This window comes from Streptomyces sp. NPDC003697, assembly GCF_053587115.1.
In genome coordinates this window covers 1-25,876 of record NZ_JBSFNN010000027.1, presented here as the reverse complement: position 1 = coordinate 25,876, position 25,876 = coordinate 1, and the positions used below count along the sequence as shown (strand labels likewise).

General features: G+C 72.8%; 27 protein-coding genes and 1 pseudogene. 11 read left to right on the top strand and 17 right to left on the bottom strand.

Annotated elements, in window-relative coordinates; genetic code table 11:
- Positions 1-249 precede the first annotated feature (249 nt).
- The 4 genes from ACWDNY_RS13915 (at position 250) to ACWDNY_RS13900 (ending at position 3,213) form a co-directional block, all read left to right on the top strand.
- Positions 250-603 carry a hypothetical protein gene (locus ACWDNY_RS13915; RefSeq protein ID WP_451645957.1) on the top strand — a complete coding sequence of 118 codons (354 nt, stop codon included), beginning with the start codon at positions 250-252 and terminating at the stop codon, positions 601-603.
- Positions 600-1,880 (top strand): RNase A-like domain-containing protein, encoded by a 1,281-nt coding sequence (locus ACWDNY_RS13910; RefSeq protein ID WP_451645956.1) that lies wholly within the window; start codon positions 600-602, stop codon positions 1,878-1,880. Before ACWDNY_RS13915 ends, ACWDNY_RS13910 begins: the two co-directional genes overlap by 4 nt.
- Before the next feature lie 16 nt (positions 1,881-1,896).
- Entirely contained in the window at positions 1,897-2,574 is a 678-nt protein-coding gene (locus ACWDNY_RS13905) for a contact-dependent growth inhibition system immunity protein (protein ID WP_451645955.1), read from the top strand.
- A 150-nt stretch (positions 2,575-2,724) separates the two neighbouring features.
- Positions 2,725-3,213, top strand: a complete 489-nt coding sequence (locus ACWDNY_RS13900; protein ID WP_451645954.1) for an ATP-binding protein — start codon at positions 2,725-2,727, stop codon at positions 3,211-3,213.
- On the opposite strand, the gene ACWDNY_RS13895 is transcribed toward ACWDNY_RS13900, so the two are convergent.
- A complete protein-coding gene (locus ACWDNY_RS13895; protein WP_061920648.1) occupies positions 3,207-3,464 on the bottom strand; it encodes a Txe/YoeB family addiction module toxin in 258 nt (85 codons plus the stop codon). The two genes, ACWDNY_RS13900 and ACWDNY_RS13895, sit on opposite strands and share 7 nt — an antisense overlap.
- Positions 3,461-3,739: a type II toxin-antitoxin system Phd/YefM family antitoxin gene (locus ACWDNY_RS13890; protein WP_061920649.1), complete on the bottom strand. Its 279-nt coding sequence runs from the start codon at positions 3,737-3,739 to the stop codon at positions 3,461-3,463. Before ACWDNY_RS13890 ends, ACWDNY_RS13895 begins: the two co-directional genes overlap by 4 nt.
- Before the next feature lie 125 nt (positions 3,740-3,864).
- On the opposite strand from ACWDNY_RS13890, the gene ACWDNY_RS13885 reads away from it, so the two are divergent.
- Entirely contained in the window at positions 3,865-4,257 is a 393-nt protein-coding gene (locus ACWDNY_RS13885; RefSeq protein ID WP_451645953.1) for a hypothetical protein, read from the top strand.
- Positions 4,258-4,333: 76 nt separating this feature from the next.
- On the opposite strand, the gene groL is transcribed toward ACWDNY_RS13885, so the two are convergent.
- The 3 genes from groL to ACWDNY_RS13870 form a co-directional block, all read right to left on the bottom strand.
- Complete coding sequence (gene groL, locus ACWDNY_RS13880; RefSeq protein ID WP_451645952.1) at positions 4,334-5,953, bottom strand: chaperonin GroEL; 1,620 nt, start codon at positions 5,951-5,953, stop codon at positions 4,334-4,336.
- Between the two features lie 145 nt (positions 5,954-6,098).
- The gene (groES, locus tag ACWDNY_RS13875) at positions 6,099-6,407 is read right to left on the bottom strand and encodes a co-chaperone GroES (protein ID WP_366064149.1); all 309 of its coding nucleotides are present in this window, start codon (positions 6,405-6,407) and stop codon (positions 6,099-6,101) included.
- A gap of 267 nt (positions 6,408-6,674) precedes the next feature.
- Positions 6,675-7,613: a polysaccharide deacetylase family protein gene (locus tag ACWDNY_RS13870; RefSeq protein WP_451645951.1), complete on the bottom strand. Its 939-nt coding sequence runs from the start codon at positions 7,611-7,613 to the stop codon at positions 6,675-6,677.
- A 90-nt stretch (positions 7,614-7,703) separates the two neighbouring features.
- Between ACWDNY_RS13870 and ACWDNY_RS13865 the strand changes: the two genes are divergently transcribed.
- Positions 7,704-8,930: a THUMP-like domain-containing protein gene (locus ACWDNY_RS13865; protein WP_451645950.1), complete on the top strand. Its 1,227-nt coding sequence runs from the start codon at positions 7,704-7,706 to the stop codon at positions 8,928-8,930.
- Between the two features lie 69 nt (positions 8,931-8,999).
- Here the strand turns inward: ACWDNY_RS13865 and ACWDNY_RS13860 are convergent, their stop codons facing one another.
- Both ACWDNY_RS13860 and ACWDNY_RS13855 read right to left on the bottom strand, forming a co-directional pair.
- Positions 9,000-9,173 (bottom strand): hypothetical protein, encoded by a 174-nt coding sequence (locus ACWDNY_RS13860; protein ID WP_451645949.1) that lies wholly within the window; start codon positions 9,171-9,173, stop codon positions 9,000-9,002.
- 362 nt (positions 9,174-9,535) lie between these two features.
- Positions 9,536-10,564: a LacI family DNA-binding transcriptional regulator gene (locus ACWDNY_RS13855; protein WP_451645948.1), complete on the bottom strand. Its 1,029-nt coding sequence runs from the start codon at positions 10,562-10,564 to the stop codon at positions 9,536-9,538.
- Between the two features lie 225 nt (positions 10,565-10,789).
- Between ACWDNY_RS13855 and ACWDNY_RS13850 the strand changes: the two genes are divergently transcribed.
- From ACWDNY_RS13850 to ACWDNY_RS13835, 4 genes are all read left to right on the top strand, one after another.
- A complete protein-coding gene (locus tag ACWDNY_RS13850; RefSeq protein ID WP_451645947.1) occupies positions 10,790-12,100 on the top strand; it encodes an ABC transporter substrate-binding protein in 1,311 nt (436 codons plus the stop codon).
- Positions 12,101-12,186: 86 nt separating this feature from the next.
- Positions 12,187-13,002, top strand: a complete 816-nt coding sequence (locus tag ACWDNY_RS13845; RefSeq protein ID WP_451645996.1) for a carbohydrate ABC transporter permease — start codon at positions 12,187-12,189, stop codon at positions 13,000-13,002.
- A 5-nt stretch (positions 13,003-13,007) separates the two neighbouring features.
- Positions 13,008-13,907, top strand: coding sequence for a carbohydrate ABC transporter permease (locus tag ACWDNY_RS13840; RefSeq protein ID WP_451645946.1), 900 nt, complete (start codon positions 13,008-13,010; stop codon positions 13,905-13,907).
- A gap of 25 nt (positions 13,908-13,932) precedes the next feature.
- Entirely contained in the window at positions 13,933-16,317 is a 2,385-nt protein-coding gene (locus tag ACWDNY_RS13835; RefSeq protein ID WP_451645945.1) for a beta-xylosidase/alpha-l-arabinosidase, read from the top strand.
- Between the two features lie 34 nt (positions 16,318-16,351).
- On the opposite strand, the gene ACWDNY_RS13830 is transcribed toward ACWDNY_RS13835, so the two are convergent.
- The 4 genes from ACWDNY_RS13830 to tsaB are packed head-to-tail and all read right to left on the bottom strand — an operon-like array spanning position 16,352 to position 18,969.
- Positions 16,352-16,648: a hypothetical protein gene (locus tag ACWDNY_RS13830; protein WP_451645944.1), complete on the bottom strand. Its 297-nt coding sequence runs from the start codon at positions 16,646-16,648 to the stop codon at positions 16,352-16,354.
- A complete protein-coding gene (tsaD, locus tag ACWDNY_RS13825) occupies positions 16,645-17,757 on the bottom strand; it encodes a tRNA (adenosine(37)-N6)-threonylcarbamoyltransferase complex transferase subunit TsaD (protein ID WP_451645943.1) in 1,113 nt (370 codons plus the stop codon). The genes ACWDNY_RS13830 and tsaD overlap by 4 nt, the downstream gene beginning before the upstream one ends.
- Positions 17,750-18,256 (bottom strand): ribosomal protein S18-alanine N-acetyltransferase, encoded by a 507-nt coding sequence (rimI, locus tag ACWDNY_RS13820; protein ID WP_451645995.1) that lies wholly within the window; start codon positions 18,254-18,256, stop codon positions 17,750-17,752. The genes tsaD and rimI overlap by 8 nt, the downstream gene beginning before the upstream one ends.
- A 59-nt stretch (positions 18,257-18,315) precedes the next feature.
- Positions 18,316-18,969 (bottom strand): tRNA (adenosine(37)-N6)-threonylcarbamoyltransferase complex dimerization subunit type 1 TsaB, encoded by a 654-nt coding sequence (gene tsaB, locus ACWDNY_RS13815; protein ID WP_451645942.1) that lies wholly within the window; start codon positions 18,967-18,969, stop codon positions 18,316-18,318.
- A gap of 111 nt (positions 18,970-19,080) precedes the next feature.
- Here tsaB and ACWDNY_RS13810 point away from each other — a divergent pair, with 111 nt between their 5' ends.
- The gene (locus tag ACWDNY_RS13810) at positions 19,081-19,638 is read left to right on the top strand and encodes a hypothetical protein (protein WP_451645941.1); all 558 of its coding nucleotides are present in this window, start codon (positions 19,081-19,083) and stop codon (positions 19,636-19,638) included.
- Between the two features lie 111 nt (positions 19,639-19,749).
- Here ACWDNY_RS13810 and tsaE read toward each other — a convergent pair whose 3' ends face one another.
- From tsaE to ACWDNY_RS13780, 6 genes and pseudogenes are all read right to left on the bottom strand, one after another.
- A complete protein-coding gene (tsaE, locus tag ACWDNY_RS13805) occupies positions 19,750-20,259 on the bottom strand; it encodes a tRNA (adenosine(37)-N6)-threonylcarbamoyltransferase complex ATPase subunit type 1 TsaE (protein ID WP_451645940.1) in 510 nt (169 codons plus the stop codon).
- A 95-nt stretch (positions 20,260-20,354) separates the two neighbouring features.
- Complete coding sequence (locus ACWDNY_RS13800) at positions 20,355-21,590, bottom strand: alpha/beta fold hydrolase (RefSeq protein ID WP_451645994.1); 1,236 nt, start codon at positions 21,588-21,590, stop codon at positions 20,355-20,357.
- Positions 21,591-21,732: 142 nt separating this feature from the next.
- A complete protein-coding gene (gene alr / locus ACWDNY_RS13795; protein ID WP_451645939.1) occupies positions 21,733-22,983 on the bottom strand; it encodes an alanine racemase in 1,251 nt (416 codons plus the stop codon).
- A gap of 383 nt (positions 22,984-23,366) precedes the next feature.
- The gene (locus tag ACWDNY_RS13790; RefSeq protein WP_451645938.1) at positions 23,367-24,797 is read right to left on the bottom strand and encodes an NAD(P)H-hydrate dehydratase; all 1,431 of its coding nucleotides are present in this window, start codon (positions 24,795-24,797) and stop codon (positions 23,367-23,369) included.
- A 350-nt stretch (positions 24,798-25,147) separates the two neighbouring features.
- Positions 25,148-25,519: a holo-ACP synthase gene (locus tag ACWDNY_RS13785; protein WP_451645993.1), complete on the bottom strand. Its 372-nt coding sequence runs from the start codon at positions 25,517-25,519 to the stop codon at positions 25,148-25,150.
- Positions 25,520-25,576: 57 nt separating this feature from the next.
- Positions 25,577-25,864: pseudogene (locus ACWDNY_RS13780) on the bottom strand (hypothetical protein); the annotation flags it as partial.
- Positions 25,865-25,876 lie beyond the last annotated feature (12 nt).

Sequence of the window (25,876 nt, the reverse complement as noted above, 5' to 3'; positions counted from 1 at the left end):
GGGCACGACCTGACAGGAGCGAGCGGCACCGGACCCAGCGCCGAGGCGGGGCGTCCCGGAGGCCGGACGCGCACAAGTGCCGGGCCTCCGGCTCGGCGGGGCATCGGTTCTCCGGGACACATCGCCGGCCACGCCCAGGCCCCCAGAACAGCCTTTGCTCCCCCTTTGCAGTGATCGAACTCGCGCTCGACACCGCCGAGTTAGAGTCGAACGGTCCGGGCGGCCGACGGAGGGGGCGGAGACCAAGTCATGGGCGACGAGGGCGAGATACTCGACATCAAGATCGCCGACATCAAGCGGACAGCACCGCATTTCAGCCACGAGAGCGTTGCGCTCGCACAGGCGCTGACCAAGCTGAAGACCGGTCTGTCGGCGGCCGGGGCACCCTGGGGTGACGACGAGCAGGGCACCAAGTTCCACGAGACGTACGGTCCCCTGGTCACACGAATTGAGAAGTCCGCCCAGATCCTGGCCGCCGGACTGGCCAGTATCCACACGGCGATGGTCGACATGGCCGACGGCCACATCGACAACGAAGAACTGATCCGATCGATGTTCGGCCGGATCGACGTCCCTCACGACACCGAGGGCCACGGCAAGTGAGCGTCGCCGACAAGGCCCGCAAGGTCGTCCAGGACCTGACGGGCATGTGGTGGCCTGCGGCCGACATCGACGGGCTGAGGGACGCGGCGAAGGCGTGGCGTGACTTCGCCGACGACGTCGAGGACGTCACCGCCGCCGCCAACAGGGCCGCCCGCTCCCTGATCGAGCACAACAAGGGCGAGGCCATCTCCGCCTTCGACGACCCCTTCTGGCGCCGCTACTACCACGACAAGCACGGCTGGCTGAAGGACCTGTCCGACGGCGCCCGCGACATGGCCAAGGCCCTGGACGCGTACGCCGACGCCGTACACGCCGCGAAGAAGAAGCTCGAACACGAACTGGAGATCGTCGGCGCCACCCTGGTGGGCGGTACCCTGCTGGCCGTCTTCACCGCGGGTCTCTCCGAGGGGGCGGCCGTCGCGGCCGCGGCGACCGTCGCAGAACTAGCAGCCGGGCTGGGCGTCACGGTCACGGCCGAGGTCGCCGCCATCGCAGGCACCACGCTGGCCACCGCGGCCCTCGCGGGCATCGAGTCCGTCACCGTCGACCTCGCCGTCGCCCAGCCCCTGTCCATCGCCCTGGGGGAGCAGAAGGGTCTCAGCCTCGACGAGGCCCGCGAGGCCGCCGTCTACGGCGCGCTCCTGGGCGGTGGCTTCGGCGGTGGGGGCGCTGCCGTCAGGGCCGCCGGCAGGGCAGGCGGCTGGAGCGAACTCCTGGGCGGGGTCCGGCTGCCCGGCCTGTCCCCCGAGTTCGCCCTGCCGGGCGGCGTGACGGCCTCTGCGGACGACCTCGGCCTGCTCATGAAGGGCGACGGGGAGCCGAACGCGTGGCCGCGCAGCAAACGCAAGGGCGCGGTCAAGCCGAAGTACCGGGCGGACCTGGCGGGAGACGAGGGCAAGGGGACTGGCAGATCGCACTCCCACACCCTGGAGAAGCACGTAGAGAAGACCGACCGGGAGCTCCGGGCCCGCCTGCGTGCCGAGAAGAGGATCACCGGCAGTTCCAGCTTCGTCAGCCCCGAGGCAGCACAGGACCTGACGGACCGGGCGATCGTTCAACGTCAGCACGACGTCAGGCGGTGGCTCGAGAACACCAGAAAGCCGGAGCTTACGTTCAGGGTCGACTTCGGGGACGAGGTCACCGGCCGGAGTCTGTCCCGGGAGGATTTCATCAGGGGAACCGGCCCGCACAACGTGCACAAGGTCTTCCTGCTGCTGCGCCGCGACCCCGACTTGCCGAGCGGGTACCGTATCCACACCTCTTATCCCACCTCGTGAGCGCAAGGAACACGCTGTGACCCACCACTACCCGGAAGGGTTCCTGGACAGAGACGAGCGGTTCCCCGCGCTGCACGAAATGCTCGATTCCTATGCCTTCTCAGGAAACTCGTTCACGGACACCCCCGATGAGCCTGGCGTAGCACTCAAAGCGTATGTGCGACAAGCCATGCGTACACCAGGAACCCTGGACGCGGTCATCGCGGAGATCGACGACCTGTTGCAGATCGGACTGTTCAACGACGAGATCGCCGACGACGTGGACCTCCTGCCCCACGTCGAGCCCCCGGCCGGGCGCAGCGTGGAGCAGTGCCTCGTGACCATCCGCTCGCACCTGGAACAGATCAGGACCTCCGGCGTATTCGAACAAACACAGCTTCCACAGACCGACTGGGAATGGAGGAAGCGGTTCCCGGAGGTCTCCTCTCTGCTGGGCGGCTACTTCCACCAGGAATACCCAAGGTTCTACGGGTCCCACCGAGAGGCTCTTGACGACTATCTCGACGGAAACCCCAAAGAATATCTCACCAAAGCCACCAAAGAACTCTCCGCCTTTCTTTCATGTGTCTCGTCGGACAAGGAACTTGAACGTGCCGCGGAGATCCTCGGCCTCATGGTCTACCCCCCCGACGGCGTCTCACTGCGCCAGTGGCTCACCGACATCCAGGGCATCATCACGCACCGCCTGCACTGAGGCACGGCCTCACAGGGGGCGAGCGACACCTGACGGGCGGCTCCGGCCAGTGCCCGACAAGCCCGACACCCTCGCCCACCACCCCCACGGAGCACGGTCGTGGGGGCGTCGCGCCTGGTCAGCGGGGCTGCGGCGCGGGATCTTCAATGCATGACCACTTCCCCCGGCCGGATTCGACGGGCCACGCTCCCGGTTCCGCTCCCCGAGCAGACGGTGTTCTCCTTCCGTTTCACCTCCTCACCGCGCGGTGCCCGGCTCGCCCGAAGACTCGCCTCCTGCCAGATGGACGCGTGGGGCCGGCGTTACGGCACCCCCGTGCAGGACGCGGTGGAACTGATCGTCGCCGAGCTGGCCGCGAACGCCGTCACGCACGGACGGGTACCGGGCCGGGACGCGGAACTGCGGCTGTGCAGGCAAGACGGGGACGGCCTGGTCCGCATCGAGGTGAGCGACACCTGCGGTGAGCGGCTGCCCGTGGTGCGGGGCGCCGGGAGCGAGGAGGACGGCGGGCGGGGGCTCGTCCTGGTCGGCGCACTGGCCAAGGAGTGGGGTGTGACGGGCCGCCCTGGCGCTCCCGGCAAGACAGTGTGGGCCGTCGTAGGCACCGGGGTCCCGTTGGCATCGCGGGAACGTCAGTAGTGGTACCTGGCCTTGATGATCACGACTTCCTTCTCGGTGGCCCGGTAGACGAGTCGATGCTCGTCGTCGATCCGGCGCGACCAGTAGCCGGACAGGTCACCCTTCAGCGGTTCCGGTTTGCCGATGCCGGTGAAGGGGTCGCGCTGGATCTCGCCGATGAGGCGGACAAGCTTTCGGAACAGCTTCTTGTCGGCGTCCTGCCAGTACAGGAGGTCCTCCCACCCGGTGGGACGAAACCGTACGTCCCTCACTCCCCGTCCTCCGCGAGGGCCTGGAGTTCCTCCATGCTCTTGGTGATCACCGGAGTGTCGGCAGCCTTGTCGGCGGCGACAGCTGCCATGAGGTGGGCGGCGTTGGCCGGTGAACGCAGCAGGTAGACGGTCTCCTGCCAGGAGCGGAAGTCGTCGGCGGACATCAGTATGGCGTTGCCGCCCCTGGAGGTGATCTCGACGGGCTCATGGTCGTCGTTGACCTGCTGGATCAACGGGAAAAGCCTGGCTCGGGCCTCGCTGGCGGTGATGGACATGGCCCGCTCCCTCCGGTTCGGCAGACTGGTACGGAAGAGCCGCACCCATCGCATGGTACAGGGATGCGGTACCAGTCGCAGCCGATCACTTTCCCCGGGCCGTGTCGTCGGATATGTTCCGGCGGATGACGAAGCGTGGGGTGTTGCTCTTCCTCTTCCTGGTGCCGTCGGCGGTGGGCCTGGTCGTCCTGGGCAAGGGGGTCGCCGTGCCCGAGAAGCCGGAGTGTCCCGGGATCGTGGTGGGCCAGGACGGCGAGGAGCACGGCGGGCCGCGCATGAGCCGGGACACGACGTGCCACGTGTACAACATCGTCACCGGGGACTCGTCGGGCACGCGCACCGTGCGCCAGCAGCAGGTCGCGCAGAACGAGCAGCGCAGGCAGTACTACCTGCTCGGCAGCGCCTTGACCGTGTACGGGCTGCTGGGGGTCGGTGTGGTGGTCTCCGGGTTCGGGCCGTGGCGGCGCGGCACCAGCGGCGAGGGCGCCGAGGCCGTCCGGGACACCGCAACGCGCTGAACCCGGGGACGCGCCGAGGCCCGGCCCCCCGAAGAAAGGAAAGGGGACCGGGCCTCGGTGCGGCTTGCCGGGTGTGTCAGTGGGCGTGGCCGTGGCCCGCGGCGGCCGGCTCCTCCTCTTCCTTCTTCTCGACGACCAGGGTCTCGGTCGTGAGGAGGAGGGAGGCGATGGAGGCGGCGTTCTCCAGGGCGGAGCGGGTGACCTTCACCGGGTCGATGACGCCGGCCTTGACCAGGTCGCCGTATTCGCCGGTGGCGGCGTTGTAGCCCTGGCCCTTCTCCAGCTCCCTGACCTTGGAGACGATGACGTAGCCCTCGAGGCCCGCGTTCTCCGCGATCCAGCGCAGCGGCTCGACGACGGCCTTGCGGACGACCGAGACACCGGTGGCCTCGTCACCGCTCTTGTCGAGGTTGCCCTCGAGGACCTTGGAGGCGTGGACGAGCGCGGAGCCACCACCGGAGACGATGCCCTCCTCGACCGCGGCGCGGGTCGCGGAGATGGCGTCCTCCAGACGGTGCTTCTTCTCCTTCAGCTCCACCTCGGTTGCGGCGCCGACCTTGATCACGCACACGCCGCCGGCCAGCTTGGCGAGGCGCTCCTGGAGCTTCTCGCGGTCCCAGTCGGAGTCGGTGGACTCGATCTCGGCCTTGATCTGCGCGATGCGGGCCTGGACGTCCTCAGGCTTGCCGGCGCCGTCGACGATCGTGGTGTCGTCCTTGGTGACGGTGACGCGGCGGGCGGAGCCGAGCACCTCCAGGCCGACCTGGTCGAGCTTGAGGCCGACCTCCTCGGCGACGACCGTGCCGCCGGTCAGAACCGCGATGTCCTGCAGCATCGCCTTGCGGCGGTCGCCGAAGCCCGGGGCCTTGACGGCGACCGCGTTGAAGGTGCCGCGGATCTTGTTGACCACCAGGGTCGACAGGGCCTCGCCCTCGACGTCCTCGGCGATGATCAGCAGCGGCTTGGAGGAGTTCGTCTGGATGATCTTCTCGAGCAGCGGGAGAAGGTCCGCGATCGAGGAGATCTTGCCCTGGTTGATCAGGATGTACGGGTCGTCGAGGACGGCCTCCATACGCTCCTGGTCGGTGACGAAGTACGGCGACAGGTAGCCCTTGTCGAAGGCCATGCCCTCGGTGAAGTCCAGCTCCAGGCCGAAGGTGTTGGACTCCTCGACGGTGATGACGCCGTCCTTGCCGACCTTGTCCATCGCCTCGGCGATGAGCTCGCCCACCTGCTGGTCCTGGGCGGACAGCGCGGCGACCGCGGCGATGTCGGACTTCTCGTCGATCGGCCGGGCGGTGGCCAGCAGGTCGTCGGAGACGGCCTTGACCGCGGCGTCGATGCCCTTCTTCAGGGCGGCCGGGGAGGCACCGGCGGCGACGTTCTTCAGGCCCTCGCGCACCAGCGCCTGGGCGAGCACGGTGGCGGTGGTGGTGCCGTCACCCGCGATGTCGTTGGTCTTGGTCGCCACCTCCTTCACCAGCTGCGCGCCGAGGTTCTCGTACGGGTCCTCGACCTCTACCTCACGGGCGATGGTGACGCCGTCGTTGGTGATGGTCGGGGCGCCGAACTTCTTGTCGATGACGACGTTGCGGCCCCTGGGGCCGATGGTCACCTTGACCGTGTCGGCAAGCTTGTTGACGCCGCGCTCGAGGGCGCGACGGGCGTCCTCGTCGAACTTCAGGATCTTCGCCATGGCAGCGGGAGCCCTCTCGGAAAACGTGGGTGAAAAGACACTGCGCCCCGGGCGCCCGGCTTCTTATCGGTCGCGGGGGCCAGGGGCGCAGCTGAAAGCGGGAGTTGCTTCCGGGTCGGGACTTCTGGGGGTGACCCCAGATCCCTTACTTCTCGATGATCGCGAGCACGTCGCGGGCCGAGAGAACGAGGTACTCCTCGTTGTTGTACTTCACCTCGGTGCCGCCGTACTTGCTGTAGAGCACGACATCGCCGACGTTGACGTCGAGCGGAAGACGGTTGCCGTCCTCGAAGCGGCCCGGGCCCACGGCCAGGACGACGCCCTCCTGGGGCTTCTCCTTGGCGGTGTCCGGGATGACCAGGCCAGAGGCCGTGGTCTGCTCGGCGTCCAGCGGCTGGACCACGATGCGGTCCTCGAGCGGCTTGATGGCAACCTTGGAGCTGGTGGTCGTCACGATCCGACCTCCCCCTTCGGAGATCTCACGGGGTTAACTGTCTGAGGTGGCGACCAGGTCGATCCGTCGTCGCGGGTGCCGGACCTGCCCGTCGCGTTGTTGGCACTCTCCGGGGAGGAGTGCCAAAGCTGAGACTATGACCGTCGTTAGCACTCGGTCAAGCGGAGTGCCAATTGCGTGCGGCGCGTCGGAGCCGGGCCGCCTGTGGCCGCACCTGCGTGCGACCCATGGAGCGGCGACGGAGCCGGCGCCGAGGACGGCCGCCGGTCAGAGGTAGTCCTCCAGCCGGGCCACCGCGTACCCCTCGGCCGTGACCTTGTGCAGGAAGCGGCGGACCAGGTCGGGCATCGTCCCGTGCCAGGCGTCCGGGCCCCGGAAGTGGGTGAGGACGATGTCACCCGGATGCAGGCGCTGGTCCGGCTCCCGGTACTCCCAGTGGTCGACGAAGACCTCCTCGTTCCAGATCGGCGCGTAGACGATGCCGCAGGACCTGGCGGCGCGCAGGGTGTCCCGGTTGTAGTTGCCGTAGGGCGGGCGGAACAGCCTCGGGCGCCTGCCGAACTGCTCGCGCATGACGTCCTGCATGTCGCAGATCTCGCGCCGCTGCTCCTCGTAGGACAGTGCGGGCAGGTAGGGGTGGTGGAGGGTGTGGTTGTTGAGCGTCACCCCGTCCGCCTGCATCGTGCGGAAGTAGCCGTAGTCGTCCTTGATCAGGTAGTCGCTCAGGAAGACGGTGTACGGGATCTTCAGCTCCCGCATCATCCTCAGGAACGCCGGGTCCTTCTCCGCGCCGTCGTCGATGGTGAGGAAGACGACCCGCTCCCCGGTCGGGACGGTCGTGAAGACCGGGGGCAGGTCCAGCCCCTCCTGCCCGGTCACCTCGAAGCCCGGGCGGACGGTGATCCTCGGTTTCACGGCCGGCGGGGCCGGGGGCGTCAGCGGGACCCGCTCCAGGCCCCAGCGCTTCGCCGCCGCCACCCGGGCCCGGTGGGCGGCCCGCAGCCGGGAGGCGTGGGAGTCGAGGGCGCGGGCCGGCGGCGTGTCGAGGCGCTGTGGGCCGGGGGCCGGGCGCGCCGGCGGGTCCGGCTGCGCGCAGCCGGCGGCGAGGGCGGCGACCGCCAGGACCACCAGGACGACGGGTGCGTACGCCTTCCGGTGCGGGCGACCGTTGTAATGCTTTTTATCATTTTGTACTACTAGCCTCATGGCGCCGGATCCTCGCAGCGCACCGCCCGGCCCCCGGGCCGACACCGCGGCCGGAGGCGCACCATCCACCGACTGGCCGACAATGAGCCGGTGAACGACCATCTCGACGCCCTCCGCGCCTTCGCCTCGCTCCTCACCCCCGAGGGCCGTGCCCTCCTCGACGCGGTGCGCGGCACCGACCCCGCCGACGAACTCGCCGTCGCCACCCGGCTGCGCCGCGAGCACCCCGCCGAGCTGGTGTCGGCGGCGCTCGGCCAGGCCCGGCTGCGGCAGCGGGCCGTGGCGAAGTTCGGAGCCGCGGACGCGGAGCGGATGTTCTTCACCCCGAACGGTGTCGAGCAGTCGACCCGGGCGGCGGTGGCGGCCTACCGGGCGCGGCGCCTGCGCGACCTGGGCGTCACCGCGGTCGCCGACCTGTGCTGCGGGATCGGCGGCGACGCGATCGCCCTCGCCCGCGCCGGGATCCGCGTCCTCGCCGTGGACCGGGACCCGCTCACGGCGGCCGCGGCGCGGGCGAACGCCGGCGCGCTCGGGCTCGGCGACCTCATCGAGGTGCGGGAGGCGGACGTCACGGACGTGGACGTCTCGCCGTTCGACGCCGTCTTCGTGGATCCGGCCCGGCGGGGCGGCCGGTCGAGGGGCGGCCGGGCGGCGGGCGGGCGGATCTTCGACCCCGAGGCGTACTCCCCGCCGCTGTCCTGGGCGGTGGGCACCGCACTGAAGGCGCCCCACGCGGCCCTGAAGGTGGCCCCCGGCATCCCGCACGAGGCGGTGCCCGCCGAGGCCGAGGCGGAGTGGATCTCCCACGGCGGGGACGTGAAGGAGGCCGTGCTGTGGTTCGGCACCGAGCCGGGGCTGGTGCGGGCCACCCTGCTCCCCGGGCCGCGGACCCTGCGCGGACGCGGCCTCCCCGACCCCGGCGTCCGCGCCGTGGGGCGGTACCTGTACGAGCCCGACGGCGCCGTCATCCGCGCCCATCTGGTCGCCGAGGTCGCCGAGGAGCTCGACGGGGGCCTCCTCGACGGGACCATCGCCTACGTCACCGCCGACGTGCTGCGTCCCACCCCGTACGCCTCCGCCTACGAGATCACCGACCGGCTCCCCTTCAACGTCAAGCGGCTGAAGGCGCTGCTGAGGGAGCGGGAGGTCGGCACACTGACGGTGAAGAAGCGGGGTTCGGCGGTCGAGCCGGAGGAACTGCGCAGGAAGGCGCTGCCCAAGCCGCAGGGCCCGAACGCGGTGACCGTCTTCCTGACCCGGGTCGCCGGCGCGCCGACCATGCTCCTGGGCCGGCCCGTCCCGGGACAGCACACCTAGGCCCTGTCCCGCGGCGCGGAGCGGGGCGAGCACCACCGCGACCCGGTGGCCCGGTGGAGGCCCGCGTCCTCAGGACGCGATGATCGCCTTGCCGACGGCGAAGCCCTTCGCCGGGCCCTCGGGGATCACCGCGTCGGTGCCGTAGGGAACGCGGTGCTCGTCGGTGTACTTGGCCCTCCTGGCGGGGGAGGTCAGGACGGTGACGGCGCCCTCGTCGTCGAAGTCGTCGACGATCACGTACACGGGGATTCCGGCCCTGGCGTACTCACGGCGCTTGCGGACCCGGTCGCGCTGGAGGGTGCGGTGCCCGGAGCGAGGTGACCTCGACGACCCTCCGCACCCCGGCGGCGTCCACGCCGAGGCCCTCCTCGTCGGTGTCGTGCGGAGGCACGACCGGCCTCACGCCTCTTACGGCGGGGGGCTTCGAAAGTTTCGCCTGCTCAGCCGACTGGCCGCGGGGTCGTGCGGGAGACCGGCTCCGCACCCCCCGGAACGGCGGCTTCAGGCCACCACGTGTACCGCATCGGCTCTCCGCACGGGCGCCGCCGCGGCAGCACGCCACGACGGTCTTGCGGCCGGCGCCGCATGCGCCCGGACCTCCGCGCTCACGCCGGGGGCTCCGCCGTGCTGCTGCGGACGACCAGGCTGGTCGCCAGTTCCACGCGGGTCGCCACCGGGGACGGGTCCTCGCGTCCGAGGTCGAGCACCAGCTTCGCCGCCGCCTCAGCCATCTTCGTCAGCGGCTGCCGTACGGTCGTCAGCGGCGGCCCCACCCAGCGGGCCACGGGCAGGTCGTCGAAGCCGACGACGCTCAGGTCCTGCGGGACGCGCAGCCCGAGCTCGCGGGCCGCCTCGTACAGGCCGAGCGCCTGCAGGTCGTTGCCCGCGAAGACGGCGGTCGGCCGGTCCGGACGGCCCAGCAGCCGCAGGCCCAGCCGGTAGCCGGCCTCGTGATGGAAGTCCCCGGTGACGATCAGCGAGGGGTCCACCGGGAGCCCGGCGGTCTCCAGCGCCGCCCGGTAGCCGTCCACCCGGGCGCGGCTGCACATCATCCGCGACGGCCCGGTGATCGCGCCGATGCGCACGTGCCCCAGCTCCACCAGGTGCCGGGTGGCGGCCAGCCCGCCCTGCCAGTTGGTGGCGCCGATCGAGGGCACGTCCGCGCCGGGGTCGCCCGCCGGGTCCATCACCACGAACGGGATGGACCGGCTGGTCAGCAGGGCGCGCTGGGACTCGTCCAGCCCGGACAGCACGAGGACCACACCGTGCGGGCGGCGGGCGGCGACCTGGTCGGCCCAGGTCCGCCCCGGTGTGAGCCGGCCCGCGCTCTCGGAGAGCACGACACTCAGGCCCGCGTCCCGCGCCACGTTCTCCACGCCCCGGATGACCTCCATCGCCCAGGCGCTCTCCAGCTCGTGGAAGACCAGGTCGATCAGCGGCGAGCGGGTCGCCTCGGCGCGCCGGCGCCGGTAGCCGTGAGCGCGCAGCAGCTCCTCGACTCGGGCGCGGGTCGACGGTGCGACGTCCGCCCGGCCGTTGAGGACCTTCGAAACAGTCGGAGCCGACACACCGGCCTCGCGGGCGATCTCGGCGAGCGTGGCGGTCTGTGTTTCCGCGGGCTTGGCTGGGTTCATGGTCGGGATCGTATCTGTGCGCGACCCCTTGACGGAGCCCCCCGCCAGCCATACGTTCCCGGAACATTCGAGGTGTCAGACGAAACATTCGCGCAGGCGAGTGAGCCGACGGGGCGCTCCCGCACCGGGATCCGAGCACGCCGAGGCCCGAAGGGCCGGACGCGGGCCGGGACCCGGGCCCGGCCGCCCGAGGTGAACGAGCCGGAACAGAGGGGTGTCCGTCCCATGGAGTCCTACAGCAGGCGCTGGTTCCTCGGCGCCGGCGCCGCCACCCTCGCCTCGGCCGCCGGGCTCACCGCCTGCGGATCCGGCGGCGGCTCCGGCGGCTCCGACGGCACGCTCACCGCGCTGGTGTACGGCGACGACGCGGTGAAGGTGCAGGTCGCGGCGGTCAGGCGGTTCAACGCCTCGGCAGCGGCCAGGAAGGCGAACGGCACGGTCGAGCTGCAGAAGGTCCCTGGGTCGGAGTACCCGGCCAAGCTGCGCACGGCGATGGGCTCGCCCAACGCCCCGGACGTGTTCTTCAACTGGGGCGGCGGCTCCATCAAGGCGTACCAGGAGGCCGGCCGGCTGATCGACCTCACCGACACGATCGCCTCGGACCCGGTCCTGAGGGACGGCTTCCTGCCCTCCGTGCTCGCCGCGGGCGCGCTGGGAGGCCGCAACTACGGCATCCCGATGCGCGGCATGCAGCCGGTGATCCTCTTCTACAACAAGACCCTGTTCGCCGAGCACAAGCTGCGGCCGCCCACCACCTGGGACCAGCTGCTCGACGTCAACGCCAGGCTGAGGAAGGCGGGCATCACGCCCTTCGCGCTCGGCGGCTCGGACGTCTGGCCCGAGCTGATGTGGCTGGAGTACCTCGTGGACCGCATCGGCGGCCCGAAGGTCTTCGACCGCGTCAAGAACGGCGACCCGGCCGGCTGGGGCGACCCGGCCGTCCTCAGGGCTGCCCAGACGGTCAGGCAGCTCATCGACGACGGCGCCTTCGGCAAGGGCTTCAACTCGGTGGCGTACACCAACGGCGGCGCGCCGGCCGTCTTCGCCAAGGGCCGGGCCGCGATGCACCTCATGGGCTCGTGGGAGTACTCCACGCAGCTCGGCAAGTTCCCGGACTTCGCCAGGAAGCACCTGGGCTGGTGCGCCTTCCCGGCCTTCGAGGGCGGCGCCGGCGACATCCGCAACGTCGTCGGCAACCCCACCAACTACTGGTCCGTGAACGCCCGCACACGCAACAAGGACGCGGCGATCGCGTTCCTGCGCGACTGCGCCTCCGAGGCGTACGCCGGGGACCTCGTCGCCAACGGCGACATCCCGGCCACCTCCCGCGCGGAGAAGCTGCTGGACGCCTCCCCCAACCCGGAGTTCGCCAGGTTCCAGTACGAGATGGTGCGGCAGGCGCCGGCGTTCACGCTGAGCTGGGACCAGGCCGTCGACCCGAGCGTCCAGACGCCGATGCTCACCGAGATCAACAAGCTGTTCGTGGGCAAGTCGACACCGGGCCAGTTCGTGGCGGCGCTCAAGGGGCTGAAGTGAGCGTCCCCGCCACCGCGGCGCGGGGCGCGCCGGCCACGGGGCCCCGCGGCGGCGTGCGGGCCGGCCGCCCGCACGCCGCCTGGGTGGTGCCCGGCGTGCTGTTCTTCGCCTTCTTCGCCGTCGTCCCGATGGCCCTCGCGTTCTACCTGTCCTTCACCCGGTGGAACGGCCTCGGCGATCCCCAGCCGGTCGGCCTGGCCAACTGGCGCAAGCTGCTGACCGACGACCGCCTGACCCAGTCCATGACGGTGACCGTGCTGCTCACCGGCGTCAGCTGGGCCTTCCAGACGGTGGTGTCCCTGCTGCTGGGCGTCTGGGCCGCGGGACGCCAGCGCAACCGGGCCGTCCTCTCGGCGATCTTCTTCGTGCCGTTCCTGCTGTCCTCGACGGCGATCTCGCTGCTCTTCTACGCCCTGCTCGACCCGAACTTCGGCATCATCCACCAGGACACCCTCGGCTCTTCCGGCGGCGCGTTCCTCGCAATCGTGTTCGTGGGCGGCTGGCAGTTCATCCCCTTCCACACCCTGATCTACCAGGGCGGGGCACGGCAGATCCCCGAGGTGCTCTACCAGGCGGCCGCGATCGACGGCGCCGGCCGCTACCGCCGGTTCTTCTCGATCACCCTCCCCCAGCTGCGCAACACGGCCACCACGTCGGGAGTGTTGATGGTCGTCGGTTCGCTGACGTACTTCGAGACCGTCCTGATCCTCACCCAGGGCGGCCCGGGCACCGACACCGCGATCCTGCCGTACCTGATGTACGAGGCGGGCTTCAAGAGCTACGACTTCGGCTACGCCAGCGCCGTCGCCTCGTTCCTGGTCGTGGTCGCCACCGGGCTGTCCCTGCTGCTGGTGCGGCTGTCCGGCTTCGGTGCCATGCGCAGCACGCGTGAAGGGATGTGACCGGAATGCCGCACGACACGTTGCCGCGTCCGGTGACGACGGCCGGGCCGCCGGTGTCCCCGCCGCGTCCGCGCCGCGGCCGGCACTGGTCCAGGCGCCCCCACCGGCTCGCCGGCCTGGGCTCCGCCCTGTGGCTGGTGGTCGTCGTCGTCCCGATCTACGCGATGGTCTCGGCGTCGCTGACCCGCCAGGACCGGGCGCTGGGCCACAACGCCCTGCGGCCGCCCACCGACCCGACCCTGGAGAACTACGACACCGTCCTGCACAGCGGCTTCGGCCACTTCCTGGCGAACACGGCGCTCGTGGCCGCGGCGGTCGTGGCGATCGTCCTGGTGCTGTGCGTCCCGCTCGCCTACGTGGCCGTTCGCTCGCGCACCTTCTGGTCCACGGCCGCCTTCCGTCTCTTCCTGCTCGGCGTCGCCATCCCGGCGCAGGCGGTCGTCGTCCCCCTGTACCTGATGATCGCCAAACTGAACCTCTACGACAGCCTGCTCGCGATCATCCTGCCGACGGCGGCGTTCGCGATGCCGGTGTCGGTGCTGATCCTCACCGGCACCCTGCGGGACATCTCCGAGGAGCTGTACGAGGCGATGGCGCTGGACGGCGCGTCCACCACGCGGATGCTGTTCCAGATGGTCGTCCCGCTGGCCAGGGGCGGCATCGGCACCGTCGTCATCTACTCCGCCCTGCAGGCGTGGAACGGCTTCCTGTTCCCGCTGATCTTCACCCAGTCCGACGGCCCGCGCGTGCTGACCCTGGGCCTGTTCACCTACGTCAGCCAGTTCGGCGTGAACATCCCCGCCCTGCTCGCCTCGGTCGTCCTCTCCGGCATTCCGATCTTCGCCGTCTACCTCGTGGCCCGCCGCTCCCTGGTGGGCGGGCTGATGGGTGTGGGCGGCAAGTGATCCCCTCCGTACCGACAGGAGCTTCATGACCACCGCCCCGTGGCGCGATGCCGCGCTGCCCGCCGCCGCCCGCGTCGGCGACCTGCTCTCCCGGATGACCCTGGAGGAGAAGACCGCTCAGCTGTACGGCGTGTGGGTCGGTGCCGCGACGGACGGCGACGGGGTCGCCCCGCACCAGCAGGCCATGGACACCGACCACGACTGGGACGAGCTGATCACCCGGGGGCTCGGCCAGCTCACCCGCTCCTTCGGCACGGCGCCGGTGGACCCGGCCGTGGGCGCCCGCTCCCTGGCCACCGCCCAGCGCCGGATCGCCGCGGCGGGCCGCTTCGGCATCCCGGCCGTCGCGCACGAGGAGTGCCTCGCCGGCTTCACCGCCTGGGGGGCCACGGCCTACCCGGTGCCGCTGGCGTGGGGGGCGTCCTTCGACCCGGACCTGGTCGAGGAGATGGCCCGCCGGATCGGGGCCGACCTGCGCGCGGTCGGCGTCCACCAGGGCCTCGCGCCCGTCCTGGACGTCGTACGCGATCCGCGCTGGGGACGGGTGGAGGAGACGATCGGCGAGGACCCGTACCTGGTCGGCACGATCGGCACCGCCTATGTGCGGGGCCTGGAGTCGGCCGGGATCGTCGCCACGCTCAAGCACTTCGCCGGGTACGCCTCCTCGGCGGGCGCCCGCAACCTCGCTCCGGTGCGGGCGGGCACGCGCGAGTTCGCCGACGTCACCCTGCCGCCGTTCGAGATGGCGCTGCGCGAGGGCGGCGCGCGCTCGGTGATGGCGGCGTACACCGAGACCGACGGCGTCCCGGCGTCGGCGGACCCGCACCTGCTGACCGGGCTGCTGCGGGAGGAGTGGGGTTTCACCGGCACGGTGGTCGCCGACTACTTCGGCATCGACTTCCTGCGGACCCTGCACCGGGTCGCCGGCAGCCCGGCCGAGGCGGCGCACGTGGCGCTGCGCGCCGGGATCGACGTGGAGCTGCCGACGCTGAAGTGCTACGGCGAGGACCTGGTCGCGGCCGTGCGTCGGGGCACGGTCCCGGAGTCGCTGGTGGACCGCGCCGCCCGCCGCGTCCTGCTCCAGAAGTGCGAGCTGGGCCTGCTGGACGAGGACTGGCAGCCCGAGGTGCCCGAGTCGGTGGACCTGGACTCCCCGGCGAACCGGGCCGTGGCCCGCAGGCTGGCCGAGGAGTCGGTGGTCCTGCTGTCCAACCCGGACGGCCTGCTGCCGCTGTCCCCGGACCTCCGTGTCGCGGTGGTCGGCCCGCGGGCGGCGGACGCGCTCGCCATGCTGGGCTGCTACTCCTTCCCCTCCCACGTGGGCACCCAGCACCCCGAAGTGCCGACGGGCATCGCCATCCCGACGCTGCTCGACGCACTGCGCGCCGAACTGCCCGACGCCAAGGTGACCTTCGCCGAGGGCTGCGCGGTCTCGGAGCCGGATGTCTCCGGCTTCGCGGAGGCGGTCGCGCGGGCGGCGGAGGCGGACGTGTGCGTGGCGGTGCTCGGCGACCGCTCGGGGCTGTTCGGCCGGGGCACGTCGGGCGAGGGCTGCGACGTGGCGGACCTGACCCTGCCCGGCGTCCAGGGCGAGCTGCTGGAGGCGCTGCTGGCGACGGGCGTGCCGGTGGTCCTGGTCCTGCTCACCGGCCGGCCCTACGCGCTCGGCCGCTGGCACGGCCGGCTGGGCGCGACGGTGCAGGCGTTCTTCCCCGGCGAGGAGGGCGGCGCCGCGGTCGCGGGCGTCCTGTCGGGCCGGGTCAACCCCTCGGGCCGACTGCCCGTCAGCGTGCCGAGGACCCCGGGAGGCCAGCCGTGGACGTACCTCCAGCCCCCGCTGGGCCTGGCCGGTGACGTCAGCAGCCTGGACCCGACCCCGCTCCACCCCTTCGGGCACGGCCGCTCGTACACGACGTTCGCCTGGGGCGACTTCGCGGGCGGGGAGGACACGGAGATCGGCACGGACGGCTCGTACGACCTCTCGTTGACGGTCCGCAACACCGGTGACCGGGAGGGCGCCGAGGTGGTCCAGCTCTACCTGCACGACCCGGTGGCGTCGGTGACGCGTCCGGACGTCCGCCTGATCGGCTACCGGCGCGTGGCCCTGGCCCCGGGCGAGGCGCGGCGCGTGACCTTCCGCTTCCACGCGGACCTGTCGGCGTTCACCGACCGCACGGGCGCCCGGGTGGTCGAGCCGGGGGCGCTGGAACTGAGGCTGGCGGCCTCGACGGCGGACGTCCGGCACACGGCCCGGCTGACGCTGACGGGACCGCTGCGGGTCCTGGGCCCGGACCGGCGGCTGCGCTGCCAGACGGAGGTGTCGCAGGTGGGGGTGGCGGGCACGGGCGGGTCCCGGACGGATGCCTCGCGGGCGGGGGCGTCACAGGCCGGGGTGTCGCGGGCGGGGTGACCCGGGCCGGGACCGCGCGGGTGCCGCCCGTGTCTCAGGGCGCCGGTGCCGTGTCCGGCGTCCCCGCCTCCTGCGTGTCCTCGCCCAGCGACTCGAACCGCCACCGGTGCACCGCCCGGGTCACCAGGTCCTCGCCCGGCTCGGGCAGTTCCGGCAGGTCGGCGTCGTACGGCGCGTCCCACCAGGTGATGACCAGGACGCGTTCCTGCGGCGCCCGGAACGTCTCCCGGCGCAGGGGCCTCACCGGGAGCTCCCGGGTCCGGGCCCAGGCCAGCAGTTCCTCACCGCGGCCCGCGACCGCCCGGGCCTCCCACATCACGGCGACCGTCACGAGTACAGGTTCTCCTCGCCGGCCTCGTGCACGTGGTCGTGACCACCGGCGTGGTTCTCGCCGGGCACGTGCGTGTCCGTCACCGGCAGGGACGAGTCCGCCGACAGGTCCCAGTCCGACGCCGTACGGCCCCGGGCCACCATCTCCGCGCCGAGCGCGGCGACCATCGCGCCGTTGTCCGTGCACAGCTTGGGGCGCGGCACCCGCAGCCGGATGCCGGCCGCCTCGCAGCGCTCCTGCGCCAGCGCGCGGAGCCGCGAGTTGGCCGCCACCCCACCGCCGATCATCAGATGGTCGACACCCTCGTCCTTGCAGGCCCGCACCGCCTTGCGCGTCAGCACGTCCACGATCGCCTCCTGGAAGGAGGCCGCCACGTCCCGCACCGGGACCTCCTCGCCCGCGGCCCGCCTGGCCTCGATCCAGCGGGCCACCGCCGTCTTCAGACCGGAGAAGGAGAAGTCGTACGCCGAGTCGCGCGGCCCGGTCAGGCCCCGCGGGAAGGCGATCGCCTGCGGGTCGCCCTCGCGGGCGTAGCGGTCGATCACCGGGCCGCCGGGGAAGCCGAGGTTCAGCACCCGGGCGATCTTGTCGAAGGCCTCGCCCGCCGCGTCGTCGATCGTCGCGCCCAGGGGCCGCACGTCGGAGGTGATGTCCGAGGACAGCAGCAGGGACGAGTGGCCACCGCTGACCAGTAGCGCCATCGTCGGCTCCGGCAGCGGGCCGTGCTCCAGCTGGTCCACGCAGATGTGGGAGGCGAGGTGGTTGACGCCGTACAGCGGCTTGCCCAGCGCGTAGGCGTACGCCTTCGCCGCCGAGACCCCGACCAGCAGGGCACCGGCCAGGCCGGGACCGGCGGTCACCGCGACGCCGTCGAGGTCCTTCGCGGTGACGCCGGCCTCCTTCAGCGCGCGCTCGATGGTCGGCACCATCGCCTCCAGGTGGGCCCTGGAGGCGACCTCGGGCACGACACCGCCGAAGCGGGCGTGCTCGTCGACGCTGGAGGCGACCGCGTCCGCCAGCAGGGTGGTGCCGCGGACGATGCCGACGCCGGTCTCGTCGCAGGAGGTCTCGATGCCGAGGACGAGCGGTTCGTCCCGCAGGTCAGCCATGGATCTCGGTTCCTTGTACGCCGTTGACGGAAGGGGCGTCCGCGGCGGGGCCGCCGTCGGACGCTGTGGACAGGCGCATCACCAGGGCGTCCACGTTCCCCGGCTGGTAGTAGCCGCGCCTGAAGCCGATGGGTTCAAAACCGAAGCGCTCGTAGAGCTTCTGCGCGCGGACGTTGTCCACCCGGCACTCGAGCATGATCTCGGCGCACTCGAAGGCGGTCGCCGCCCGCAGCAGCTCGGTCAGCAGCCGGGAGCCGAGCCCGGTGCCCCAGTGGTCGCGGGCGACGGCGATCGTCTGGACATCGGCCTGGTCGCCGGAGGCGACGAGGCCGGCGTAACCGACGACCCGGCCGCCGTCCTCGGCGATCAGGTAGCGCCGGGTCGCCTCCGGGCCGCGGGCGTGCGCCAGCTCGGACCAGAACATGCCCCGGGACCAGGCGTCCTCGGGGAAGAGGTCGCGTTCCAGCTCCAGCACCGGATCGATGTCCCACCAGCGCATCTCGCGCAGGACGGGAGCCGCGGGGCCGCCGGTCGCGGGCCCGGTCGTCGTCTGTCCTGTCACTTGGGGGTGACCACCTTGTAGTTCTTGGGCACCTGGGCGTCCGGTCGGCGCAGGTACAGCGGCCGGGGCGCGGGCAGCTCCTGCCCGGCGGCCAGCCGCTCGGCCGCCAGGCAGGCCAGGGCGGCCGCCGAGACGTGCTCGGGCTCGTGCGCATGGGGGAAGGTGTCGGGGTAGAGCAGTGCGCCCGCGCCGACGGCGGGCAGCCCCGCGACCTGGCGGGCGATGTCGGCGGGCCGGTCCACTGCCGGTTCGGTGACACGGGTGCGGGAGTCGGCGTACCGGGCCCAGTAGACCTCCTTGCGGCGGGCGTCGGTCGCCACGACGAAGGGGCCGGGGACGTCGGCCGCGTAGGCGAGGCCGTCGAGCGTGCACACGCCGTGAACCGGGACGCCGAGGGCGAGCCCGAGGGTGTCGGCGGTCATCAGCCCGACGCGCAGCCCGGTGTACGGGCCGGGGCCGACGCCGACCACGACGCCCGTGACGGCGTCCAGCTTGAGCCCGGCCTCGGAGAGCACCCGGTCGACGGCCGGCAGCAGCAGTTCCCCGTGCCGACGGGCGTCCACCTGACTCGACGAGGCGATGACGGCCGACCCGTCGTGCAGGGCGACGGTGACGGCGGGGGTGGCGGTATCCAGAGCGAGCAAGAGCACGCAAACAGCCTACGGCTCCCGCGGGCCGCGCACGGCCGCCCGGGTCCGGCGCCCCCCGGCTGCTACGGTCCCGGAAAAGCAGCTCGTACGACGCGACGCGAGGTGGACGAGGTGGCAGGGAGCAGCTCGGGATTCACGGCCGGGCTCACCGCGGTGGCCGTCGCCGCGGTCGGCTACCTCGCCTACCAGGCCCAGGCGACCGTTCCGCCGGGCCTGAGCGGCCGTCCCGACCCGAGTGCGAGGCCCACGGCGAGCGCCACCAAGGCACCCCGCGACAAACGCCACCCCACCGCCCTGCCCGGCGGCTCGGGCACGGGTGAACGGGTCGTGTACTCGGTGGACGACGACCGGGTGTGGCTGGTCGGCCCGGGCAACAGGGTCGAGAACACCTTCAGGGTCATGCCCGGCAGTGTCGACCCGCTGCCGGGCACCTACGCGGTCACGTCCCGTTCGAGCGCGGCCAACGGCACCGACGGGGTGCCCGTCGAGCACGTGGTGCGGTTCGCCACCGTGGGCGACACCGTCATCGGCTTCAGCGCCGCCGTGAACGGTGCGAAGCCCGTGGCCGACCCGGCCGTCAGGACCGGAGGCATCCGCGAGGCCCGCGAGGACGGCGAGGCGATGTGGATGTTCGCGACCATCGGGCAGAAGGTCGTCGTCATCAGGTAGCGGCGTCGCTGCCCGGTGGCGGCGTCCTCGTGTGCCGGCTTCGTTCGGGCAGCGGGCAGCCGCCGTGGGACCGCCGTCGTCCGGGCGGCGGCCCGTCCGGCGTTCGCCCGCTCAGGCGGTGAGCGCCCCGAGGTCCGCGTGCGCCCACCGCGCGCCGATCCCGGTCAGCGTCACGTGCCGCACCTCGTCGGTGGTGTCGCCGACGGCCCGGTGGATGAGGACGTGCAGCCGGTCGTCGGTCAGCTCCTCCATCCGGCCCTCGCCCCACTCCACGACGACGACCGACTCCGGCAGCGAGACGTCGAGATCGAGGTCCTCCATCTCGTCCAGCCCGCCCGACAGCCGGTAGGCATCGACGTGGACCAGCGGCGGGCCGTCGCCGAGGGACGGGTGCACACGGGCGATGACGAACGTCGGGGAGGTGACGGCGCCGCGCACGCCGAGACCTTCGCCCAGTCCGCGGGTCAGCGTCGTCTTGCCGGCGCCGAGCTCCCCGGTGAGCATCACGAGGTCGCCCGCGCGCAGCAGCTCGGCGAGCTCACGCCCCAGCTCCCGCATCTGCTCCGGGGAGTTGACGATCAACTCGGCCGAGGGGGGCGGGGCCGCGCTTTCTTCCACCATCACTCACTCACTCGCACACTCGCAGTAGTTACCGATCGCACCCCGCAGGGCGCCGGTCCGGGCCGGACCGCAGCCGGGGCCGGCAGCCACCTCCGTCAGGAGGAGGCGGAGTCGCAGCCACCCACGGTAGCCGTGGTGGACACCGCCCCGGTGCGGGCGAGCAGAGCGGTGAGGCGGTCGGTGACGACCTGGGGGTGTTCCAGCATGACGAGATGCCCGGCGTCCGGGACCAGCACCAGTTCCGCGTCCGGCAGCAGGCCGGCGATCGCCTCGCTGTGCTCGCTGGGCGTGACGAGGTCGTCCACACCCGCGAGGACCAGCGCCGGTATGTTCCGGAAACAGGCCAGCGCGTCGGTCTTGTCGTGCTCGGTGAAGGCCGGGTAGAACTCGGCGACCACGTCGATCGGTGTGCTCTCGATCATCCGTTCGGCGAACCGGGCGACCGCCGGGTCGACGTCCCGGGACCCGAACGAGTACCGCTTGATGATCCCGGCGAACAGGTCGGCCGTGGCCCGCCGTCCCCGCTCCACCAGGTCCGCCCGCTGTCCCAGCGCCTTCAGCACACCCGGGAGCACCCGTCGCACCGCGTTGACGCCGGCGACGGGGAGCCCGAAGTTGACCTCGCCGAGCCGCCCCGGGGAGGTGCCGACGAAGGCGGCGGCGACGACCCGGTCGCGGATCAGCTCGGGACAGTGCGCGGCCAGGGCCATGACCGTCATGCCGCCCATCGAGTGCCCGACGAGAACCAGCGGGCCCTCGGGGGCGGCGGCGTCTATGACGGCCCTGAGGTCACGGCCCAGCCGGTCGATGTCGACCGGCATGTCGTCCCGCACCTGGGACACACCCCGGCCGGAGCGGCCGTGGCTGCGCTGGTCCCAGTGCACGGTCCGGACGAGGCCGCGCAGCGCCGCCCGCTGGAAGTGCCAGGAGTCCTGATTCAGGCAGTAGCCGTGGCTGAATATCACGGTGAGGGGGGCGGGGTCCTTGCGCCCGAAGCGCCGGCGGCGCCGCGCGGGGTGCGCGGCGGCGGTGTCCGGGGACAGTTCGTCGACCTCGTAGTACAGCTCGGTGCCGTCGTCGGCGTACGCGGTGCCGGGGGTGCCGCGCAGCGTCCCGAACGGCGCGGCCGCGTCCAGGGCGAGCCGGGCCTTCCTGCGCATGCCGCGTCCGACGGTCATCCGCTCTATGGCGACCCCCGCGGCGGCGCCCGCGGCGAGCACGCCCAGCGCGGCGCCGGCGACGCCGGTCGCCCTGCGCCAGCCGGGCCCGGCCGTGGCGGAGGCGGCGGCCCTGGCGGCGCTCGCGGCGGCCTCCGCGCTGCTCTCGCTCACGTCGCGCTCCTCCTCGCCGTACTGCAGTTCGGTGCGTTCACTGTCGGGTGGGCCGGCCTGGTGCCCGATGCCGGTGGTGCCGGTGCCGTGGTGGCGGTCCTCGCGTCGCCGGGGGCGCGACGGCGCCGGGACCTGCTGCCCGTTATCCGTGCCGCCGGTTCGCCGGCCCGTCCGCGTCGTCGTCGCCATGGACGTCCTCGTTCCCGCAGACATCCACGTTCACGTCCTCGACTTCGTTCACGTGGACGCGGGGAACGCGCGTCCCGATCCGGGTGACGATCTCGTAGGCGATGGTGCCCACGGCCTGCGCCCAGTCCTCGGCGGTGGGCTCGCCCCGGTCACCGGGCCCGAACAGCACCGCCTCGGAGCCCACTTCGGGCTCGTCGCCGCCGAGGTCCACCACGAACTGGTCCATGGCCACCCGCCCCGCGACCGTCCGCCACTTGCCGCCGACCAGGACCGGTCCGGTGCCGGAGGCGTGGCGCGGGACGCCGTCCGCGTAACCGACGGGCACGAGGCCGAGGGTGGTCCGGCCCGGAGTGACGTAGTGGTGCCCGTAACTGACGCCGTGGCCGCCCGGCACATGCTTCACCAGCGCCAGCGACGCGGACAGGGTCATCACGGGCCGCAGCCCGAAGTCGGCCGGAGTGCCCAGTTCCGGGCTGGGCGAGATGCCGTAGAGGGCGATCCCGGTGCGTACGAGGTCGAAGTGGGCCTCGGGGATGCTGAGCGCGGCGGGCGAGTTGGCGATGTGCCGCACCTCCGGCCGCACGCCCTGGGCCTCGGCGTGCGCCACCATCTCGCGGAACCGGGTGAGCTGGGCGGCGATGGAGGGGTGGCCGGGCTCGTCGGCGCAGGCGAAGTGGGACCACAGTCCGGTGACGCGGAGCAGGCCGTCGGCCTCGGCGCGCAGCGCCGCGGCGACGAGCTCCGCCCAGTCGGCCGGCTGGCAGCCGGCGCGTCCCAGCCCGGTGTCGGCCTTGAGCTGCACGCGGGCGGGCCGTCCCGCCTGCCGGGCGGCCTCACGGACCTCCTCCAGCGCCCACATCCCGCTCACCGACACGTCCAGGTCGGCCTCGACGGCCTCCCGCCAGGGACCGCCGGGCGTCCACAGCCAGCACATGATCCTGACCTGCTCCGGCGCCAGCCCGGCCGCGCGCAGGGCGAGGGCCTCCTCGGGCGTGGCGGTGCCGAGCCAGGTGGCTCCCGCGGCGAGCGCCGCGCGGGCGCACGGAACGGCGCCGTGGCCGTAGGCGTCGGACTTCACCACGGCCATGAGCGCCGCACCGGACGTCCGGGCGCGCAGGGCGCGGACGTTGGACCGGAGGGCGGCCAGATCGATCTCGGCGCGGGCACGCAGCGGTGCCGTCCGCGGGTGTGCTGTCTCAGTCATCGCGCCCCCAGTGTCTCAGAGGGGCCGGACGGCCCCGCGGCACCGGGGCCGCGTCCCATCGGGTGCCGGGCCGGGCACGGGCGCGTCCTTCCGCCCCGGAACCACAGGTCCCGCACCGGTCCCGGTAGGGGCAGTTGACGGCCCGGCGCACCCGCACGGGCCCGGGCGCCACCCTCCGCCCCGGCCGGACGCGCGGGGCCCGGCGGGGAATGTGAGCCATCAGACAGACCCGGCCGTCCGGGCGGGACGTGTGCGCCCCCGGCGGAAGCCGTGCCGCCCCGCGGGCTCAGCGGCCCGGCCGGGCACGGCTCCGCACCGCCGGGCAGGGCCCGGGACGGCGCGGGGCCGGGGCCACACCCCCCTCGACTCCGTCCCCCGTGACGCTATGCCTCCCGTACGTCCCGCCAGGCCTGCGGGATCATCTCCGCCACGTCGTGGGCGCCCGCCGGTGCCCCGTCCGCGGCGAAGCGGCCGGCGAGGCCGTGCAGGTAGGCGGCCACGCTGCCCGCGTCCCGCGCGGACAGGCCGGCCGCCAGCAGTGAGCCGGCCAGGCCCGACAGCACGTCGCCGCTGCCGGCCGTGGCGAGCCAGGGCGTCCCGGTCGGGTTGACCCGCACGGGAGCGCCGTCCGGCGCGGCGACCAGGGTGGTCGACCCCTTGAGCAGCACGGTGGCTCCGTACCGGGCGGCGAGTTCGCGGACGGACGACAGCCGGGCGCCCTCCACCTCCTCGCGGGTCACACCGAGCAGCGCGGCGGCCTCGCCGGCGTGCGGGGTCATCAGGGTCGGCGCGGTACGGGACCGTACGGCGTCCCGGTCGGCCAGCCGCAGCCCGTCGGCGTCGATCAGCACGGGCACGTCCGTGTCCACGACCTCGGCGACGGTGGCGGCGTCGTCCCCTGCGCCGGGTCCGACCACCCACGCCTGCACGCGGCCCGCCCTGCTCGGCCCCCGGTCGGACACGAGGGTCTCGGGGAAGTGGGCGATCACGGCCTGCCCGGCGGGACCGACGTAGCGCACCGCGCCCGCCCCGCCGCGCAGCGCGCCCGACACGGCGAGCACGGCGGCGCCCGGGTAGCGGGCGGAGCCGGCGGCGATGCCGACGACGCCCCGCCGGTACTTGTCGCTCTCGGCGGCGGGCAGCGGCAGCAGCCGGGCCACGTCCACGTGCTGCAGCGCCTCGAGTTCGGGGGTGGCGGGCAGGTCGAGGCCGATGTCGACGAGCCGGACCGTACCGGCGTGCTCCCGCCCCGGGTCGATCAGCAGCCCCGGCTTGTGCGTGCCGAAGGTGACGGTCAGGTCGGCGCGGACGGCGGCCCCGCGCACCTCACCGGTGTCGGCCTCCACCCCGCTCGGCAGGTCGACGGCGACGACCGCGGCCCGGGACGCGGCCGCCCGCTCGGCCAGCAGTGCGGCGTCGGGGCGCAGGCCGCCCTTGCCGCCGATGCCGACGATGCCGTCGACGACCAGGTCGGCCCGGTCGATCAGGTCCCCGGCGTCCGGGGGCCGCGCGACCGTGCCGCCCGCGCGGCACAGGGCGGCCAGACCGCCGGGGTGGGCGCGGTCCGCGAGCAGCACCGCGGTGACACCGGCACCGCGGCGGGCGAGGCGGGCGCCGGCGTACAGGGCGTCCCCACCGTTGTCCCCGCTGCCGACGAGGAGCACGACCCGGCGCCCGTAGACCCGGCCGAGCAAGTCCGCGCAGGCGGCGGCCAGTCCGGCAGCGGCCCGCTGCATGAGGGCGCCGTCGGGGAGCCTCGCCATCAGCTCGCGTTCGGCCGTCCTTACCGTCTCTACGCTGTACGCGGTACGCATGTGGTCGAGTCTGCCCCGGATGCGTCCCGTGCTGCAGCGATCCGGTCGGCCCCGGCGCGTCATCCGCCCCCGGCGACGGCTGCGACGCCCGTCCGGGGCGGGGGCGGGGGACCGCCCACTGTCCTGAGGGCCCGGACAGCCCAGACGGCCCAGCCAGCCCAGACGGTCCTATGGATATTGACGAGTAATCAGACGAACGCCGAACGCCGCGTTCACCGCTTGTCACGGGCCGGGAGCCGCCCCGCCGAACATCCGGTCCCCGCCGTCACAGGCTCGGCCCCGACGCACACCAGGTCCCGCCGTCACAGGCCGGGGCCCGACCCCCCGCCGAACACCTCGGCCCCCGCCCGTCAGCCCTCCGCGATCACCACCGCCGAGGCCACGCCCGCGTCGTGGCTCAGGGAGATGTGCCAGGAGCGGACCCCCAGTTCGGCCGCACGGGCCGCCACCGTGCCCCTCACCCGCAGGCGGGGCTGCCCGGAGTCCTCGGCGTAGACCTCCGCGTCGGTCCAGTGCAGCCCGGCCGGGGCACCCAGGGCCTTGGCCACGGCCTCCTTCGCGGCGAAGCGGACGGCGAGCGAGGCGACGCCCCGGCGTTCCCCGGAGGGCAGCAGCAACTCGCTGTCCCTGAACAGGCGTTGGACGAGGGTGGGCGTACGCTCCAGCGACGCGGCGAACCGGTCGATCTCGGCCACGTCGATGCCTACCCCGATGATGCTCATGCCGAGCAGCCTACGCGCGACGGGCTCGGCCGAGGGCCAGGGTCTGTCCGGCGGATCATGCCGGAGACGCGGGCTGCCAGGTGCCGTCGGCTTCCTCGGGGTCCGCTCCGCCGGACAGCCCCCTGGGCGGATGCCGGGCGCCGGGGTGGAGGCGCGGGTTCCCTTTGCGCACCGGCGCCCGACGCGATGCGGGTTTCCACCCGTCCTGAGGTCATGCCCGATTTCACACTTTCCGCACCCTGCGTGAATTGAACCGGCGGTGCAGCCACCGCTCCGGGCGGCGTGCTGTCCCGCTGAGGGTGACCCCGATGGCGACAGCGCGTGCATGGCCAGTACTCCAGCCACCACCGCCAGGAC